Source organism: Microbacterium flavescens, from assembly GCF_018588945.1.
In the GTDB taxonomy this organism is placed as follows: domain Bacteria; phylum Actinomycetota; class Actinomycetes; order Actinomycetales; family Microbacteriaceae; genus Microbacterium; species Microbacterium flavescens.
Window position 1 is genome coordinate 263,019 of sequence record NZ_JAFIWA010000004.1, and the last position, 16,924, is coordinate 279,942.

A 16,924-nucleotide genomic window follows, 5' to 3' on the forward strand; every position below is an offset into this window, starting at 1 on the left:
CGAGACTGCGGCTACCGCGCGCGTTCTCGGTGCACGGATGCAGTCTCGCGGGGATGGGCAGGATGGGGGGCACGGTGGGGCGCAGGGTGGGGCGCGGGGTGAGGGGCACGGGGGGCTCGGTCAGTAGGCGAGGGCGCGGTCGACGGCCTCGAGGATGCGGTCGGCGTCGGGCAGGTACGTGCCCTCGAGCTTGGCGGGTGGGAACGGGACGTCGAAGCCCGACACCCGCAGCACCGGAGCCTCGAGCGCGTAGAACGCACGCTCCATGACGGTCGCGGCGACCTCGCCGCCGACGCTCGCGAAGCCGGGCGCCTCCTGCGCGTAGACCATGCGGCCGGTGCGGCGGACGGAGTCGAGGATCGGCCCGTAGTCGATGGGCGACAGTGAGCGCACGTCGATCACCTCGCAGCTCGTGCCCTCGCTCTCGGCGAGCGCAGCCGCCTGCAGCAGCGTCGTCACCATCGCGCCGTGACCGACGAGGGTGACGTCGGTGCCGCGGCGGACGACGCGGCTCGCATGCAGCGGGATCGCGCGCGCCGCCGTGTCGACCTCGCCCTTCTGCCAGTACTTGGCCTTCGGCTCGAGGAAGATGACGGGGTCGGGCGAGGCGATCGCGTCCTGGATCATCCAGTACGCGTCGTTGGCGGTCGACGGGCTCACCACGCGCAGGCCGGGAGTGTGCGCGAAGTAGGCCTCCGGGCTCTCCTGGTGGTGCTCCACCGCGCCGATGTGTCCGCCGTAGGGGATGCGGATGACGACGGGCATCTGCAGCGCGCCCTCGTGGCGGTTGGTGAACTTCGCCAGCTGCGTCGTGATCTGGTCGAAGGCGGGGAACACGAAGCCGTCGAACTGGATCTCGCACACCGGCCGGAACCCGGCCATCGCCAGACCGATCGCGGTGCCGACGATGCCCGACTCGGCCAGCGGCGTGTCGAGCACGCGGCGGTCGCCGAACTCGGCCTGGAGGCCCTCGGTGACGCGGAAGACGCCGCCGAGCTTGCCGATGTCCTCGCCCATGAGCAGCACGCGGTCGCTGCCGGCGAGCGCCGCCCGAAGGCCGGCGTTGAGTGCGCGGCTGATCGGCATGGTGGTCACGTCGCTCACGATGCGCCCTCCTCGAAGGATGCCTCGTACCCGGCGAGCCACTCCCGCTGGGCCTCGACGAGCGGGTGCGGCTCGGAGTAGACGTGGTCGAACATCAGCGCCGTGTCGATCCCGCCCAGCGCGTTGGTGCGGGTGCGGACGTCGTCGGCCACCGCCTCGGCCTCGGCCTCGACGTCGGCGAAGAACGCGTCGGACGCGCCCCGGCCACGGAGATACGCCGCCATGCGGGCGATCGGATCGCGCCGACGCCACGACTCCTCCTCGTCCGACGAGCGGTACTTGGTCGGATCGTCGCTCGTGGTGTGCGCGCCCATGCGATAGGTCATCGCCTCGATCGCGCGGGGGCCCTCGCCCGACCGCGCCTCGTCGAGTGCGACGCGGGTCACGGCCCAGCTCGCGAGCACGTCATTGCCGTCGATGGGGATGCTCGGCATCCCATATCCCTCGCCGCGCTTGAACAGCGGCGCCCGCGACTGCGTCGCCACGGGCACGGAGATCGCCCACTGATTGTTCTGGAGGAAGAAGACCTCGGGCGTGCGGTAGCTGGCGGCGAACACCATCGCCTCGTGCACGTCGCCCTGGCTCGAGGCGCCGTCGCCGTAGTAGACGATGACGGCTTCGTCGCGCTCGAGGTCGCCGGTGCCGCAGCGTCCGTCGAAGACGAGCCCCATGCCGAAGCCGGTCGCGTGAAGGGTCTGCGCGCCGAGCACCAGCGTGTAGATGTGCGTGTTGCCGTTCTTGGGGTCTGTCGGATCCCAGCCGCCGTGTGTCAGGCCGCGCATGAGCCGGATGATGTCGAGCGGGTCGACGCCGCGGATGCGCGTGACCACGTGCTCGCGGTACGAGGGGAACAGGTGGTCCTGCGTGCGCGCAGCGCGCGCCGAGCCGACCTGCGCCGCCTCCTGGCCGAAGCTCGGCGGCCACAGGGCGAGCTGCCCTTGCCGCTGGAGATTCGTCGCCTGCACATCGAAGGCGCGGATGACCGCCATGTCGCGATAGAAGCCCTCGAGGTCGGCGTCGGCCAGGCCGTCGACGAGCGCGCGGTAGGGCTCGGTGGCGGGAGAGGGGGCGAACGTGCCGTCGGCATCGAGGAAGCGGACCGTGGCGGGATCGTCGGCGAACGCCGCGGAGGCGACCCCGATCGAACCGTCGAGCGACGTCACTGCTCGACGCTCTCTCGCGCGCCCGCGTGGCCGGCGGGGAGATCGCCGATGACGGATGCCGCGATCCGCAGCACCTTCTCGACCGACTCCTCCTCGCCCACGGAGATGCGGATGCCGTCACCGGCGAACGGGCGAACGATGATGCCCGCCTCGTCGAAGGCCTGCGCAGCGGCGAGCGTCTCGGGGCCGGTCGGCAGCCAGACGAAGTTGCCCTGCGCGTCAGGGATCCGCCAGCCGGCGTCGCGGAGACCCGCGACGACCCGGTCGCGCCGTTCGGCGATCGTCCGGACCCGCTCCAGCAGCTCCTCCTCGGCGTCGAGGCTCGCGAGCGCCGCAACCTCCGCCTGTGCGGTCACCGACAGCGGGATGCTCGTGCTTCGCGCCGCGTCGAGGATGCGCCTGTGGCCGATCGCGTACCCCACGCGCAGGCCGGCGAGGCCGAACGCCTTGGAGAACGTGCGGAGCACGACGACGTTCGGGTACGCGGCGTTGCCGAGCACCAGCAGCCCGTCGACCGCGTCGGCGTCGGTCACGAACTCGGCATAAGCCTCGTCGAGCACCACGAGGACGTCGGCCGGGACCTGGGCTGCGAACTCCTCGAACTCGGCCTGCGTGACGATCGGGCCGGTGGGGTTGTTCGGGCTGCAGACGATGACGGCGCGGGTGCGCTCGGTGATCGCCGCCGCCATGGCGGGAAGGTCGTGGCGAGCGCCGTCGGTGAGCGGGACCTCGACGGCCGTGGCGCCGGCGACGACCGCGAGCCACGGGTAGGCCTCGAACGACCGCCAGGCGTAGATCACCTCGTCGCCGGGTCCGGACGTCGCGAGGATCAGCTGGGCGAGGATCGACACGCTCCCGGCACCGATGTGCACTTCGTCGGTGGCGACGCCGAACCGCTCGGCCAGGCGCTCGCGGAGGCGGGCGGCCGAGGCATCCGGGTATCGATTCACGGCCGTCGCGGAGCGGATCGCATCGACGACGCCGGGCAGCGGATCGAACGGATTCTCGTTGCTCGACAGCTTGAACGCGTCGCCGCCGGCCTGCCGGCCCTGCTTGTACGGAGGGAGCGCGGCGATCTCGGGGCGGACGCGGATGGGGATGTCGGATGCGTCGGTCACTCTGCGAGTCTACGAGCGCGCCGTATGCCGACGGGAGGATACGTGGGTGTCCGAACACCTGCCTCGGCGTCCTCGCACCCGCGCTTCCTGCGTGCCAGACTGTGCTCACTATGGGATTCATCATCCGCGTCGTCGTCAACGCCTTCGCGATCTGGGTCGTCACTCTGATCACGGCTCTGCAGGTCACGGTCATCCCGTTCGCACCGGGCGAGACCCTCCAGCTCGTGCTGACGCTGCTGCTGGTCGCCGCCATCTTCGCCCTCGTCAACACCCTCATCGGCACCGTGATCAAGGTGCTGGCGTTCCCGCTGTACATCTTGACGCTGGGCCTGATCGGCCTGGTGATCAACGCGTTCCTGCTGTGGCTCACCGCGTGGATCACGAGCTTCTGGGACTGGGGACTGCGCGTCGAGGACTTCTGGCTCGGTCTCGTCGCCGCGATCATCATCTCGCTGATCAACTGGATCTTCGGCATCATCCTCCGGCCTCGGAAGAAGGACTGACCCCGGAGCCGCCGCCACGCGCGGCGGCGAACTCGACGACGTCTACCGACCGCGCGGCGGCCAGTTCGGCGAAGACATCGCGGACCGGGCCCATGCGCGGATCGCTGGATGCGTCGACGAGCGCCGCCGTCTCGGTGTACGACATCAGGCGGTGCGCCGGCACGCCGAGGTCTCGGAGACCGGAGGGAGAGTCGGCCTCGCGCTCGGCGACGAAGCTGCCGGGCGCACCGGCGGCGCCGTCGTGACCGGCTCCGGCGAGTGCGGCGACGGGGTCGTCGGTGTGCCGGATCGCGACGCTGAGCGTCGACGGGGCATCCGCCTCGACCGGCGAGCCGAAGGAGACCAGCGTGCGCATGTCGTACTCGCCCTCGAGGGCGAGGTGCGAGGCGATCATCGCGCCCTGCGAATGCCCGAACGCGTGGACGACGTCGCCGGGCGCGGCGCCCGCCGCGGCGAGCGCGGACGCGGTCGCCTCGTACGACGCCGAGGACGAGCCGGCGTAGAGCTGCACGTTCGACAGGTTGTCCCACGGGTCGTCGCCGCCCACCGCAAGCGTCTGCATGCCCGCCACGTAAAGGGCGAACTGCCGCGAACCGTCGGGCATGGTGTACCGCTCCACCCGTACGCGGGAGTCGCCACCGCCGGGCATCCGACGCGCGGCCGCAGCAAGGCTCGTCGGTGCGACGGTGGCCGTCGCGACCGGGACCACCGGCGTCAGCGTGACCGGCTCGCGCCCTCGACCGGTGAGGCGCGTGTCGGGGCCGAGCCGGCCGAACCCGCCGACGCCCGCCGCGACCCCGATGCCGAGTGCCAGCCCTCCGAGCGCGACGCCGCCGACCACGGCGCCGGTCGCGTTGATCTCATTGCCCAGCAGAACGCCGACCTCGGTGGACTCGCGCACGAGATCGCCCGGCGCGTTCACCGTCCACCAGAAGCGGGCCTCTGCGGCCGCGGCTGCGGCGTCGGGGTAGCGCGCGATGAGGGCGTCGCGCGTGCGATCGATCCGCGCCGCGGCGTCGCGATCGGCGGCCAGGACGGCCGCGTGATGCTGAGCGTCGAGCTCGACCAGCTCGTAGACCACGGCCGCCTCTCGCAGGGCGTCGGCGATCGTCGTCGCGCCGGCGAGGGAGGCCGTGAGCCTGGCGCGGAGCGCGGTGGTCGCCCCCGCGGCGTCTGAGGCGCATGCCCGCTCGGCGAAGAGCATCAGCTCGAGCGAGCCGACACGGCGGCAGAGCTCGTCGAGGTCTTCGTGCAGCGAGAGGAAGGACGCCGCCGTCTGCCGCAGGGTCTCGGTGTCGACGGCGACGGCACCGCCGCCCGTGATCTGCAGATCATCGGCCATCACAGCCCCCGATCCCACGAGAACCAGACGGCATCCCTCGCCCGCACGGCTGTCAGCCGGGCCGTCTCGGCAAGGCACACGAGGCTCGAGATCTCGCCGGCCCACTCCTCGGCACGCGCATGGAACGCCGTAGCGGCCGAAGCCTGCCAGTCGGTCGCCGCGGACAGCGCGCGAGCGCGCTCCGCGGCATCGACCAGTCGTTCGCTGACGGCGGTCAGTTCCCGCGCGACGATGTCGAGCTGGGATGCGGCGGCCGCCGCCCTCATCGTGTCGTGCATCGGCCCATGCTCGTCGAGCACCGCGGACGCGCGGAGGGACGGGCGGCGAAGTGTGCACGGGGGCGTGCTGCCCCAGCTTGTGAAGGAGGAGAGCGGATGCCGCGGCATCCGCTCTCCGTCACGACCCGAGAGGACGCCGCCCCGACGAGCAGGGCGGCGTCCTCATCGTCTGTCGAGGATCACTCGTCGAGGAGCGCCTTCTTCCCCACGACCACCGTGGCGCTGCCGGTCGCGGTGTTGCCCGCGGCGTCCGTCGCCGTGTAGGTGAAGGTGTAGGCCGCCTTGTTCACGGCCTTCACCGTGAAGTGGGTGTCGTCGATCCGGGTCCATGCCGCACGCGCCTGGCCGTTGGTGGTCACGCTCGTGAGCTCGACCGTCACCTCGCCGCGGTCGTCGGCCGCGTCGATCTGCACCGTGATCGCCCGGTCCTTGTTGTTGGGCGGGAAGACGGACGACGGGTCCGTCGTCACCTCGATGGTCGGCGCCGTCGTGTCGGGCGGCGTCAGCTCGAGTCCGACGAGCACCGGGTCGTGGTCGCTCGACCGGTACGGGTCGGGCGCCCACAGCGCGTCCTGCGCCGGCTGCTTGAACGACATGTCGTAGTCGATCAGGCTCGGCTCGTCGGCATTGATGTTCCACGGCGCTGCGCCGCGCACATCCTCGAGCAGTCCGGGGCCGGCCAGCGCGTGGTCGAGGTAGCCGTTCTCGCCGTCGAACACGTAGCTGTACGCGTCCTCGCCCTGGTACTTCAGGATGAGGTCGGTGTAGCCGCGGGCCGTGAGCGCGGTGATCGGGTCCTCCTTGTCGTACGCGTTGAGGTCGCCGATGATCAGCTCGCGACCCACGGTGCCCTGGCCGGTCGGGTCGGTGGCGAGCCAGTCGGCGAGCGCGTTGGCGGCGTTCGTGCGCACGATGTTGCAGTTGCCCTGCAGCGGGTCCTCCGCCTCGCCGGTGCACGCCGAGCCCTTCGACTTGAGGTGGTTCACGACGACCGTGAACTTGTCGCCGCCGCCCGCCTTCTGGAAGGTCTGCGTGAGACCCGGGCGGTTGCGGTTGTCGAGCCAGCGCGGGTCCTTCGCCTGATTCATCAGGGCGAAGTCGCCGACCGGCGTGACCGTCGCAGGCTTGTAGATGATCGCCGTCGTGATCACGTCGGTGCCGATCTTGCCGGTGTCGAGCGCCGCGTAGACCTCGGAGCCGAGCTTCTCGTTGAGCGCTGCGGTCAGGGTCTTGAGCGCCTGCGAGCCGGCGTTGTTCTCGATCTCGATCAGACCGAAGACGTCAGCGTCGATCTCGGCGAGGGCCGACACGATCTTCGCCTCCTGGCGTTCGAACTCCTCGGCCGTGTTCGCGCCGCGCGCGATGTCGTCGTCGGCTTCCGTTGTCGGGTCGTCCAGCGTAGTGAAGTAGTTCAGGACGTTGAAGCTCGACACCACGATGTCGCCGCCGACCTCGGGCACCTCCGGCCGCGGGTTGGCGGCCGTGTAATCGGCGCCCTCGGTGGGCTGGATCGCGTACGTGCCGAACCGGTCATCGAGGATGCCCGTCACGTTCCGCAGGAGGTCGCCGCCGCGGAAGGTGTTCGTGAGCGTGAACACGCCGCCGTTCGGGTGGATCGCGGGATCGGGGTTCTGCGCACTGCGTCCGTCGTCGATCGTGATGCGCTCGGCGAGGTTGGACGCGTCGAGTGCGGCGGCCCGGGGATCGGTCGGCGAGTACTGCGCCGTGGGGACCGACTGACGGGTCACGCCGACGTCGATCGTGCCGAACCGTGCGAACTCGAAGTACTCGAGGATCGCGAGGTTCTGCGGGAGCGTCACATACATGCCCTCGAGCGCCTCGCGCTGAACGGTCGTCGCGGGGAGGGTGAACGAGACCGGCGCCGGTAGCGCGACTCCCGAGTCGCAGATCTCGACGTCGGCGAGCACGATCTCGGTCGTGCCCTCGAACTCCTTGACCTCGCCGGCCACGCTGACGACATCGCCGACGGAGACCTCGGCGCCGCCCGGCGCGTACACGAACACGCCATCGGACGTCGCAGAGTCGCCGTCACCGGCATCCTGAACGAAGTATCCGCTGAAGCCGCCCGTCTGGAAGTCGCCGACGACTGTGCCCTTGACGAGCACATCGGCGCCCGCGACGGGAGACGCCGTGCCGGAGCCCTGGACCGAGCCGACGGTGACGTGCGTCAGATCGCACCCGGCCTCGATGTCGGGCGGGTCGACCGGCGGTACCGTGAGCGAGTTGGGCTTGCCCGGGGTGTTCGCCGCTTCGCCCTCGACCAGCGTGCCGACGAAGCCGGGGATGCCGGCGAGCTCGAAGTCGTTGCGCACCCAGTCGTCTGCCGTGTCGGTGTCGGCGCCGTCCGGGATGCGCGAGGCGCCGCCCGGGGCGAACGTGAGTCCGTCGTAGGCGACGCCCAGCGTCACCCCGCCGTAGGTGCGGTCGGACGCACCGCCGTCGTTGACCGCGACCGCGTCGACGACCTCGAAGCCCAGACCGTCGTCGATGACGCCGTCGTCGTTCGCGTCGATGTCGGTGCCCAGCGCCGGGATCGTGCCGGTCACGAGCAGCAGGCTCACCGTCCCGTTCTCGAGCGCGCCGTTCGCCAGCGAGGCGAGGCTGCGCCCGGTGGGGTCGGCCGCCGGGAAGGAGACGACTTCATCCACGACGCCGAAGGCCGGAGTCGTGGTGGCGTCGCCCTCGATCTCGAGCACGCGGTAGCCGGACAGGTCGGTCCCCGGGGTCGCGAGGAGCTCGACAAACTCGACGTCGTCCCCCGTGGTGCTCGCCGAGAACTCGTTGATCACGACCGTGGTGACGGGAGGTTCGCCGCTGCAGTTCGCGGTGTGGGCGCCGAGGCCGTCGAAGGCGTCGACCGCGAAGCCGTCCCACTCCTCGACAGGGTCGAACGCGTTCGTGCCATCGGTGTCGCCGACGCAGACATCGGCCTGACGACGGAGGGTGGCGTCCTGGGCGCCGGTCGCGCCTGAGCCCCACTCCGTACCCGGATCGACGCCGATCTGCCCGAAGACGTCGACGGCCGTGTCGCCCTTGAAGAGCGCGACGACGTCGTCGCCGTTCCACCAGTTGCCCGTGGTGACCTGGTCGCCGAGCGCTTGGAGCTCCGTGGAGGCCGCGCCGTTGACCAGGACGAACGCGTCGCCCGCGGCGACCGAGCCGGTGAGCGGCACGCTGAGCGCGGAGGTCGCCGAGCCGTTGAAGTACAGCTTCACGGAATAGGTGCTCAAGTCGACCGGCGCTCCGGTCGGGTTGTGGACCTCGACGGCCTTGTTGTTGCTCGACCCCTCGACGTACTCGCTGATGAACAGCTCGGTGGGGGCCTCGGCCGCCACCGCGGGAGGTGCTGTCAGCCCGGTCAGGGCGATGGCACCGGCGGCGGCGATGGCGACGGTTGCTCGTGTGGAACGGCGCACGGATCCTCCTGGACATGAGAGAAGGCCGGTGGGCCTTCGGCGCAAGGCTAAGCGGCGGGAGGCACGCGGGGAAGACCTGTTCGAGGAGAGTTCGATAACATTCGGCGACGATCGGTCCGAACGGGCGCCGGCGACTCTTGGGCGCATCCGCCTCGCGCGTCAGAATGGAAGGCATGACGGCCACCCCCGGCGATCCCTTTCGCGTGGTCTTCGTCTGCACCGGGAACATCTGCCGGTCACCTATGGCCGATGTCGTGTTCCGAGGATTCGCGGATGCCGCAGGCCTCGGCGCGCGCGTGGCGTCGACGAGCGCCGGCACCGGCGACTGGCACGTCGGCGAGCGTGCCGACCAGCGCACGATCGACGCGCTGGACCGTGCCGGCTACGACGGCACCCGCCACCGCGCACGCCAGTTCACCCACGCGGACTTCTCCCACAGCGACCTGGTGATCGCTCTCGACCGCAGCCACGAGCGCATCCTCCACGGCTGGGCGCGCAGCGAGTCCGACGCCGACAAGATCGCCCTCCTGCTGCGGTTCGACCCGTCGGCCACGACGCTGGACGTGCCCGACCCGTACTATGCCGGGCCCGGAATGTTCGACGAGGTGCTCGGTATGATCGAGAGTGCGAGCCGGGCGCTCTTCCGGCAGCTCGAACCCGCGATCCGTCCGGTGCACTGACACCGGCGCCGCCCTCTGCGTTCCGACGGGAGCATCGTGACCCCTCTGCATACTGCCGATCTTCCGTGGCAGCCGCTGAGCCCCCTCGACGGCCGCTATCGCGAAGCCGTCGCCGGACTCGGGGCCTATCTGTCTGAAGCGGGCCTCAACCGAGCGCGCGTCGAGGTGGAGGTCGAGTGGCTCATCGCCCTGACCGACCGCTCGCTGTTCGGCTCCGCCCCGCTGAGCGAGACCGACAAGGCGCGCCTGCGCGCGCTCTACCTCGAGTTCGGCCAGACCGAGATCGACTGGCTCGCCGAGAAGGAGGCCGTGACCCGGCACGACGTGAAGGCCGTCGAGTACCTCGTGCGCGACCGACTCTCGACCCTGGGCCTCGATGCCATCGCCGAGCTCACCCACTTCGCGTGCACGAGCGAGGACATCAACTCCACCTCGTACGCGCTCACGGTCCAGCGCGCGGTGCAGCGCGTGTGGCTGCCGAAGCTGCGCGCCGTGATCACCGTGCTCGCCGACCTCGCCGTGCGGCACCGCGACGCTGCCATGCTCTCGCGCACGCACGGCCAGCCGGCGACGCCGTCGACCATGGGCAAGGAACTCGCCGTGTTCGCCTGGCGGCTCACGCGCGTGGCCGACCAGATCGAGGCCGGCGAGTACCTCGCCAAGTTCTCGGGCGCCACCGGCACGTGGTCGGCGCACCTCTCCGCCGATCCCGACGTCGACTGGCCCGAGCTCACGCGCTCCTTCATCGAGGGCCTCGGCCTCGGCTTCAACGTGCTCACGACCCAGATCGAGTCGCACGACTGGCAGGTCGAGCTCTACGACCGGGTGCGGCATGCCGGAGGCATCCTGCACAATCTCGCCACCGACGTGTGGACGTACATCTCCATCGGCTACTTCACCCAGATCCCGGTCGCGGGGGCGACGGGCTCGTCGACGATGCCGCACAAGATCAACCCGATCCGCTTCGAGAACGCCGAGGCGAACCTCGAGATCGCCGGCGGCCTCCTCGTCACCCTCTCGCAGACGCTCGTGACGAGCCGCATGCAGCGCGACCTGACCGACTCGACCACGCAGCGCAACATCGGCGTCGCGTTCGGGCACTCGCTCCTGGCGCTCGACAACCTGCAGCGCGGGCTCGGCGAGATCTCACTCGCCGAGGACGTGCTCCTCGCCGACCTCGACGCGAACTGGGAGGTGCTCGCGGAGGCGATCCAGACGGTCGTCCGCGCCGAGATCGCCGCCGGGCGATCGCGGATCAGCGACCCCTACGCCCTCTTGAAGGATCTCACCCGCGGCCGCCGCGTCGGGGCGGCCGAGCTCGCCGAGTTCGTGCGCGGACTCGACATCGGCGACGCGGCGAAGGAGCGACTGCTTGCGCTCACCCCCGCGACGTACGACGGCCTCGCGTCGAAGCTCGTCGACGAAGTGGTGTGACGCGTTTCGTCTCGCTGCGCTCGCTCAACGACCCGGTGGGAAGCCCCGCTGATCGAGTAGCGAGGCACGAGCGTACCCCCGCTGATCGAGTAGCGAGGCACGAGCGTATCGAGATCAGGCCTTCGGGTCGCCCGGGGTCGAGGCATCCGTCGGGTCATCCTCATCGCGTAGCAGCACGGGCCTGTCGACGGTCTTCGTGACCTGGGCAGGGTCGACGGCGAGGAGCAGCAGCGAGACGATCAGCAGCACGGCGATGAACGAGATGCCGGCCACGATGAGCGCGAGGACCAGCGCCGACTGGGCCTTGTCGCCGTGCTGGAAGAAGCCCATCGACACCAGCGTGACGAGGCCGGCGAACAGGGCCGCCGCGAAGGCGAGCCCGAGCAGCTGCACGGGCTTCATGAGGTCACGGCGGGTGGGGCGGTCGTCGCTCACACGGGATCCTTCTGGTCGGCGGGGGCGGATGCCGGAGTCGCGGTGACGACGTCGGCTTCCTTGCGGGGCGAGAAGCCCGCGATCCCCAGGTATACCGCGACGATCGCGGCGTAGACGCCGAAGATGCCGACGGCGATGATGATGCCGGTCAAGGTGCCGGTCATGCCCGCTTCCTCGACGCGGTAGGTGAGCGCGTAGCCGGCGGGCACAAGCGCGAGCGCGACTCCCAGCAGGATGCTGAACGCTCCGACCACGACCGCGTCGCGCCCCTCAGAGTGCGGGCCGGGATCGATCACGGGACGCGCATCAGTCACGCCGGGCGCGATCTCGCGACGGGCACGCGGCCCGCGCATGGCGCGCCATCCGGCGACGAGCTCGATGAGCCCGCTGACGACGGCCCACGCGATCACCACGGAGAAGAAGCCCGTGACGGTGCGCAGCGGCACCAGCCCGCCCACCATTCCGGCGACGAGCGTCGACCCGCCGAGCGCGGCTGCGGGCCAGCGCCGGCCGGCCGGATAGACGAGCCAGACCGAGAGGAGGAGGACGAGACCCGTGGCGATCGCGAAGCCGCTGAACACCGACATCCCGACCGGTGCCGAGTGGTCGGGCGAGAACGTGATCATGACCGCGGCGAGCGCCGCCCACGCGGCACGCGCGATCTGCACATGGCGCACGTCGAACGTGCGATCGGAAGAAGCTGAGGTCACGACGGATTCCTGAGACGGGGTGGGACACCCCCAGTCTAGTTCGTGCACGGTGGGCGGCCCTCCTCGCCGACGGCGCTCGGACGCCGCGGGCGTATCTTCCGCGCGGGGATCGTCCTCTTCTGTACGGGACCATGTCGGCCGCGTCGGTCGACGACTGCCTGCCGCGAGCGCGGTGTCCCGGAGAGAGGTCGCCATGAGCACGTTCCTGTCCGTGAGCTTCACCGAGGCCGGCGCTGTCTGCACCGGCCCGTCCGAGCCGGCGCTTCAGCCGGCCGACGTCAGCACGGTCCCGCTCGCAGCCGGAGTCCTCCCGCCCGGCTTCCGCACGCCGCTCACCCATGGCTGGGCGCCGATGGGCGGCGAGGGTCTGACCGTCACCGTCGACGCGCCGTTCTTCGGCGAGTTCGCCCTCGAGGTCGTCGCGGTGGGAGTCGACGCGGCGGCGTCGCTTGGGATCGGAGGCGGCGGGTCACCGGCCGCCCTGTCCCTCGCTCCCGCCGAGACCGGCGGGCTCGTGCTGAATGCGGTGGTGCAGACGTCGGGCGGCGGAGTGGCCTTCTCCGCGGTCGTCCCACCACCCGCCCCCGGCGACCTCTGCATGCCGGCAGTGTGGGCGGCGGGCTCGGAGGCCGTTCTGGTGTGGGGTGGCGTTCCTGTCGCCCGGCGCCGGTTCACGGGGTCTCTGGCCGATCCCGCGGGCGAGATCGTGATCGGCGGCGGCACGGTCACCGGTTCCGCGACGATCGCGGCCGTGCGCGTGCGGGACAGCCTCACCGCCGAGGAGGACGCCGCCTTCGCCGCGGCGGGGACGGCTGGACTCGGTGAGATCGACTCGCTCGTGCTCTCGGGGGCGGAAGGCTTCCTCGGGTCGCCGACCGGTGCCGAGACGGTGTCCGGCCGGGTGCGGTGGCGTCCGTTCGAGAACGGCACGGTCTACTGGTCGGCATCGACCGGTGCGCACGCCGTCAAGGGCGAGTTCCTGACCGGGCACAATGCGCGCGGCGGAATCGCCGGGCGACTGGGGCTGCCGACGACGGCTGAAATGGGACTCGCGCAGCTCGCGGCGCATCTGCGTCTTCCGCGTGCCAAGGGCTTCAGAGGCCTGACGGTCTGGGATGTGGTGAAGTCCGCGAGCGCCCTCACCGTGGGCGACCTGGTGATCGAGGCTGGGGAAGCCGCACCGCGGCCGCCGCGGCCGACCCCCCACGTCACCGACACCTGGGACTCGTTCCGCCGAGGCGGTGATCGGTTCGACCTCGGGACCCTGGTGGGGACCGACGCGGGCACGGTGGTCTCGGTCGCCGGCACGTCAGTCGATTCGGCTGCGCTGGTGCGCGCTGCCGCGGCTCTGCAGGTGAGCGGCGCGCCCGTCGTCGAGCACACGTCCTCTCCGCTGCGCGATCTCCTCGGTGCGGCCGACGCGGAGGCCGCCCTCATCCATGCGCAGCTCGAGCAGGTCTACACGAATTCGTTCGTCTCCACGGCGACCGGAGCCGCCCTCGCCGCCTCGGGGACGGTACAGGATCTTTTCGCCCGTCACGTCGAGGAGGAGCCCCTGCGCGGCGGCCTCCGCGGTGGTGCGCGAACCTGGCGCCGGCGCGGTCGGCCCGAGCCGGAAGTGGAACGCCCGACCGGCGCGAGCCGCGAGGAGCTGCCCGCCGACCTCGCCGCCGGTGTCAGCCAGCGCGTGCTGTCGTCGGTGCGCGACGGACTCGCGCAGCAGACGATGAGCCTGCTGGAAGCGAGCGTCCTCGCCCCCGACGCGTACCTGGAGGTTCCTCGCCTGGCGCCCGCCCTCGGAGCAGGACTCGACAGGGAGAGCACGGTCTCACTCGAGGAGACGGTTCCCGACTTCCTGACCCTCGTCGAGGAGTCGAGCAGGTTCGGCGTCGAAGTGAAGGTGGTGGCCGACGGGACGAAGTACGCGATCCTCGGCCCACGCGCCCAGATGTTCCAGAACGGCCTGCTCATCCGCACGGGCGGTGCGGGCATCATCGAGCTCTACGACGAGATCCTCGCCCACTGGCTCCTCCTCGGGGCGGCCGACGGCTTCCTGGGGCTCCCGCGCTACAGCCAGATCTCCATCGTCGGCGGCGCCTACGCCGAGTTCGCCGGCGGGCGCATCTACTGGTCGCCCGGCACCGGCGCGCACGAGGTCCACGGGGCGATCCTGCAGCGGATGCTCCGTGACCATCCGGTGGGTGCCTCCCCGTGGGGGTTCCCCACGACCGACGAGTCCGTGGTCGCCTCCGACGCCCAGGCCCGCGTATCGCTCTTCGAGAGGGGCGCGATCTACTGGCGACCGGACATCGGCGCCGTGGCGCTGTCGGGCGACTTCCTCGCCCACTGGAACGTCAACGGCGGACTCGGGCGGTACGGCATGCCGACGAGCGAGGTGCAGAAGGATGCCGGCGGGCGGGGCCTGTCCTGGCAGACGTTCGCCTCCGGAGTGCTCGCGAAGACGGATCAGACCGGCGTCTTCGAGCAGTTCCAGGCCTCCATCACGCGGGTGACGGCGCAGAACATCGACGACGGCGTCGAATTCACGCCGCTTCCCCGGAGCGACACGACTGCCGAGCTCTTCGTCAAGGGATGGGTGTGGGTGGACGGCGTGGAGGTGCTCCATCGCGAGAGCGGCCGCGCCAACACCGCCGTCGACCTCGACTGGGTCACCGCCCCGTTCACGCTGCGTCCCGAGACCACCGTTCGGCTGCGCATCGAGGCATGGGACCACGACAGCGCGAGCAGGAACGACCATCTCGCGACCCTCGACAGGACGTGGACCTACGGCGACGGGCTCTGGGGCTTCGCCGGCACGTTCGGCCCCCATCTCGAGCAGGGTCCGACCGAATGGACTCCGAGCAACGCCGACCAGGGCGACGTGAAGTTCTCCTACGCCATCACCCTGCCGAGCGTGACGGATCAGCAGCGGATGCGCGAACACCACTTCTGGCGCTTCCGCAACGCCGGCCGCGACAACCTGCCGTGGACGATGTACAAGGAGACGTTCGTCGACATCGACGGCGATGAGGTCAACTACTTCACCGACCCGTTCGACAGCTGGTACTACGACTCCGAGTACGAGGACGTCGCAGACGGAGGCAACTGCTTCGGCTACTCCGTGTCCGCGCAACACGCGTTCTTCGGCCTGGGTCCGATCCCGCAGCCACTCTCGCTTCAGCTCAGCGACCAGCGCGACGACGCGGTCTGGCGCGTGATCAACCGTGCGCAGGGGACGCAGAAGGCGGCGAGCGTCGTGCTCTGGAAGATCGGGGCGAAGCTGTCGTCGGACTACTGCGACCCGCGCCAGGTCTGGGCGCGGGTGAAGCGCAGCACCGATCAGGGGATGCCTGTCGTCCTGTCCTTCCGCAAGAAGGACGCCGGCCATGCGGTTCTCGTCTACCACTGCGACCAGCAGCCCGACGGGATCAAGCGCATGTACATCGCCGACTCGAACGTGCCGTGGGGATCGGGATCGACCGCGAACGACCAGTCGATGTTCGAGGTGCGCACCGACGGGTCATACGCCATCAAGCCCGACGGCATGTACGACGATTGGGAAGCCGGCCCGTGGGAGCGCGGCTCGATCGGCGAGCGCTACATGATGGACATCCCCGCTCACACGGTCGCCTCGCCGCTGCGCACCCCGACATGGGACATGGTCACCGCGCTCGCCTGCCTCGTCGGCGGCATCCTCACGAGCGACGGCGCCGGCATCTCGCAGGTCGAGGCGGGCGGTCGCAAGCTCGTAGGCGATCAGCGCCGCCGGCTGCTCGACGAGTGGCGCGGACAGGCCGTTATCAGCGCGGCCGCCGCGATGGCCGGGATCGTCGAGAGGGTGGAGCCGGATGCCGCGGCCACGCCGAGCCCGTGGCTCGGAGGTCTGCGCGCACAGGAGCGGCTGGCGACCTCTGCGTCGCTGCTCACCGGCTTCGCGGCCGCAGCTCAGGTCGACGTCCAGGTGGCGAGTTCGGCACTGCAGTCGGCCGCCGTGCTCCCCGGCTGGGCGACGGCGAAGGAGTCCTGGGGCGTGATCGCCGCAGAGGCCGGCACCTGGGCCGACGAACTGGAGCTGGAAATCGAGCGGCGGCCGGAGCTCGATCTCGACACGATCATCACCGCCGGCGGGCTGCCCCGGGCCGCGTTCATCCATGCCGAGGATGACAGGGTCGGCGGCCCGGAGGTCGTCGCGTTCCAGGGTCCCATCCCTGACGACCTCCGCGTGACGCTGCGGGGTCGCGGCGGGGCATACCGGCACTCCATCGCCGGGCGCGGCGGACTGGTCCGCCTGGCTTCCTCACTCGCGTCGGGATCGACCGACTCCGTTGCGGCCGAGCGGCTGGCCGGGGACCGGCCCGGCATCCGCATCGAGACGACGGGGGGCGAGAAGACCGTGTCGGCGTCCCTCGCCGTCCCCTCCGACGCCGGTGGGCTCGGATGGACGCTGCCCCTCGGGGTGTCGCCGGCCGCCGAGTCGACCGTCCGGTGGATGGCGGGGCGTCCGGGGATCGTCATCCAGCACGGCGGCGCGGTTCCGGAGGGTGAATTCCGCTGGAGCACCCGCGCGGAGGCGGTCTACCGGTCGCCCGCCGCTCAAGCCGGTGAGATCGTCCGGATCATGCCGGCCGATGCGGCGTCACCGCTCGGAGCGATGCGGCTGCAGCGCGAGTCGGTGCTCGGCGACCTCATCTCGACGGAGCTGGTCGACCCGGGATGAGTC

At 70.7% G+C, this 16,924-nt stretch carries 12 protein-coding genes; 4 read left to right on the top strand and 8 right to left on the bottom strand.

The features are described 5' to 3' along the window. Nucleotides 1-120: 120 nt before the first annotated feature. Genes JX005_RS10290 through hisC form a run of 3 tightly spaced genes read right to left on the bottom strand, consistent with a single transcriptional unit; the run spans nucleotide 121 to nucleotide 3,385 of the window. The gene (locus JX005_RS10290) at nucleotides 121-1,086 is read right to left on the bottom strand and encodes an alpha-ketoacid dehydrogenase subunit beta (RefSeq protein WP_246533846.1); all 966 of its coding nucleotides are present in this window, start codon (nucleotides 1,084-1,086) and stop codon (nucleotides 121-123) included. A gap of 14 nt (nucleotides 1,087-1,100) precedes the next feature. Next, on the bottom strand, nucleotides 1,101-2,246 hold the full coding sequence (locus JX005_RS10295) for a thiamine pyrophosphate-dependent enzyme (RefSeq protein ID WP_214467470.1): 1,146 nt from the start codon (nucleotides 2,244-2,246) through the stop codon (nucleotides 1,101-1,103). A gap of 17 nt (nucleotides 2,247-2,263) precedes the next feature. Beyond that, nucleotides 2,264-3,385, bottom strand: coding sequence for a histidinol-phosphate transaminase (hisC, locus tag JX005_RS10300; RefSeq protein WP_214467390.1), 1,122 nt, complete (start codon nucleotides 3,383-3,385; stop codon nucleotides 2,264-2,266). 110 nt (nucleotides 3,386-3,495) lie between these two features. Between hisC and JX005_RS10305 the strand changes: the two genes are divergently transcribed. Then, complete coding sequence (locus JX005_RS10305; protein WP_214467391.1) at nucleotides 3,496-3,888, top strand: phage holin family protein; 393 nt, start codon at nucleotides 3,496-3,498, stop codon at nucleotides 3,886-3,888. Here JX005_RS10305 and JX005_RS10310 read toward each other — a convergent pair. From JX005_RS10310 to JX005_RS10320, 3 genes are all read right to left on the bottom strand, one after another. After that, entirely contained in the window at nucleotides 3,860-5,230 is a 1,371-nt protein-coding gene (locus JX005_RS10310) for a hypothetical protein (RefSeq protein WP_214467392.1), read from the bottom strand. The two genes, JX005_RS10305 and JX005_RS10310, sit on opposite strands and share 29 nt — an antisense overlap. After that, complete coding sequence (locus JX005_RS10315; protein ID WP_214467393.1) at nucleotides 5,230-5,508, bottom strand: hypothetical protein; 279 nt, start codon at nucleotides 5,506-5,508, stop codon at nucleotides 5,230-5,232. Before JX005_RS10315 ends, JX005_RS10310 begins: the two co-directional genes overlap by 1 nt. A 179-nt stretch (nucleotides 5,509-5,687) precedes the next feature. After that, entirely contained in the window at nucleotides 5,688-8,945 is a 3,258-nt protein-coding gene (locus JX005_RS10320) for an ExeM/NucH family extracellular endonuclease (RefSeq protein ID WP_214467394.1), read from the bottom strand. 173 nt (nucleotides 8,946-9,118) lie between these two features. On the opposite strand from JX005_RS10320, the gene JX005_RS10325 reads away from it, so the two are divergent. Continuing rightward, nucleotides 9,119-9,625 (top strand): low molecular weight protein-tyrosine-phosphatase, encoded by a 507-nt coding sequence (locus JX005_RS10325; RefSeq protein WP_214467395.1) that lies wholly within the window; start codon nucleotides 9,119-9,121, stop codon nucleotides 9,623-9,625. 36 nt (nucleotides 9,626-9,661) lie between these two features. Beyond that, entirely contained in the window at nucleotides 9,662-11,059 is a 1,398-nt protein-coding gene (purB, locus tag JX005_RS10330) for an adenylosuccinate lyase (RefSeq protein WP_372447335.1), read from the top strand. Between the two features lie 114 nt (nucleotides 11,060-11,173). Here the strand turns inward: purB and JX005_RS10335 are convergent, their stop codons facing one another. Together JX005_RS10335 and JX005_RS10340 are read right to left on the bottom strand one after the other, a co-directional pair. After that, complete coding sequence (locus tag JX005_RS10335; RefSeq protein WP_214467396.1) at nucleotides 11,174-11,494, bottom strand: amino acid transporter; 321 nt, start codon at nucleotides 11,492-11,494, stop codon at nucleotides 11,174-11,176. Further along, on the bottom strand, nucleotides 11,491-12,204 hold the full coding sequence (locus JX005_RS10340) for an acyl-CoA synthetase (RefSeq protein WP_214467397.1): 714 nt from the start codon (nucleotides 12,202-12,204) through the stop codon (nucleotides 11,491-11,493). Before JX005_RS10340 ends, JX005_RS10335 begins: the two co-directional genes overlap by 4 nt. 193 nt (nucleotides 12,205-12,397) lie before the next feature. On the opposite strand from JX005_RS10340, the gene JX005_RS10345 reads away from it, so the two are divergent. Next, nucleotides 12,398-16,921, top strand: coding sequence for an LGFP repeat-containing protein (locus JX005_RS10345; RefSeq protein WP_214467398.1), 4,524 nt, complete (start codon nucleotides 12,398-12,400; stop codon nucleotides 16,919-16,921). Nucleotides 16,922-16,924: the final 3 nt, after the last annotated feature.

What these genes read in the sequence shown, in the direction of transcription:
- JX005_RS10290 (WP_246533846.1), bottom strand. Translation starts at nt 1,086, where the DNA reads ATGCCGATCAGCCGCGCACTCAACGCCGGCCTTCGGGCGGCGCTCGCC.
- JX005_RS10325 (WP_214467395.1), top strand. Translation starts at nt 9,119, where the DNA reads ATGACGGCCACCCCCGGCGATCCCTTTCGCGTGGTCTTCGTCTGCACC.
- JX005_RS10315 (WP_214467393.1), bottom strand. Translation starts at nt 5,508, where the DNA reads ATGCACGACACGATGAGGGCGGCGGCCGCCGCATCCCAGCTCGACATC.
- JX005_RS10345 (WP_214467398.1), top strand. Translation starts at nt 12,398, where the DNA reads ATGAGCACGTTCCTGTCCGTGAGCTTCACCGAGGCCGGCGCTGTCTGC.
- JX005_RS10305 (WP_214467391.1), top strand. Translation starts at nt 3,496, where the DNA reads ATGGGATTCATCATCCGCGTCGTCGTCAACGCCTTCGCGATCTGGGTC.
- JX005_RS10310 (WP_214467392.1), bottom strand. Translation starts at nt 5,230, where the DNA reads ATGGCCGATGATCTGCAGATCACGGGCGGCGGTGCCGTCGCCGTCGAC.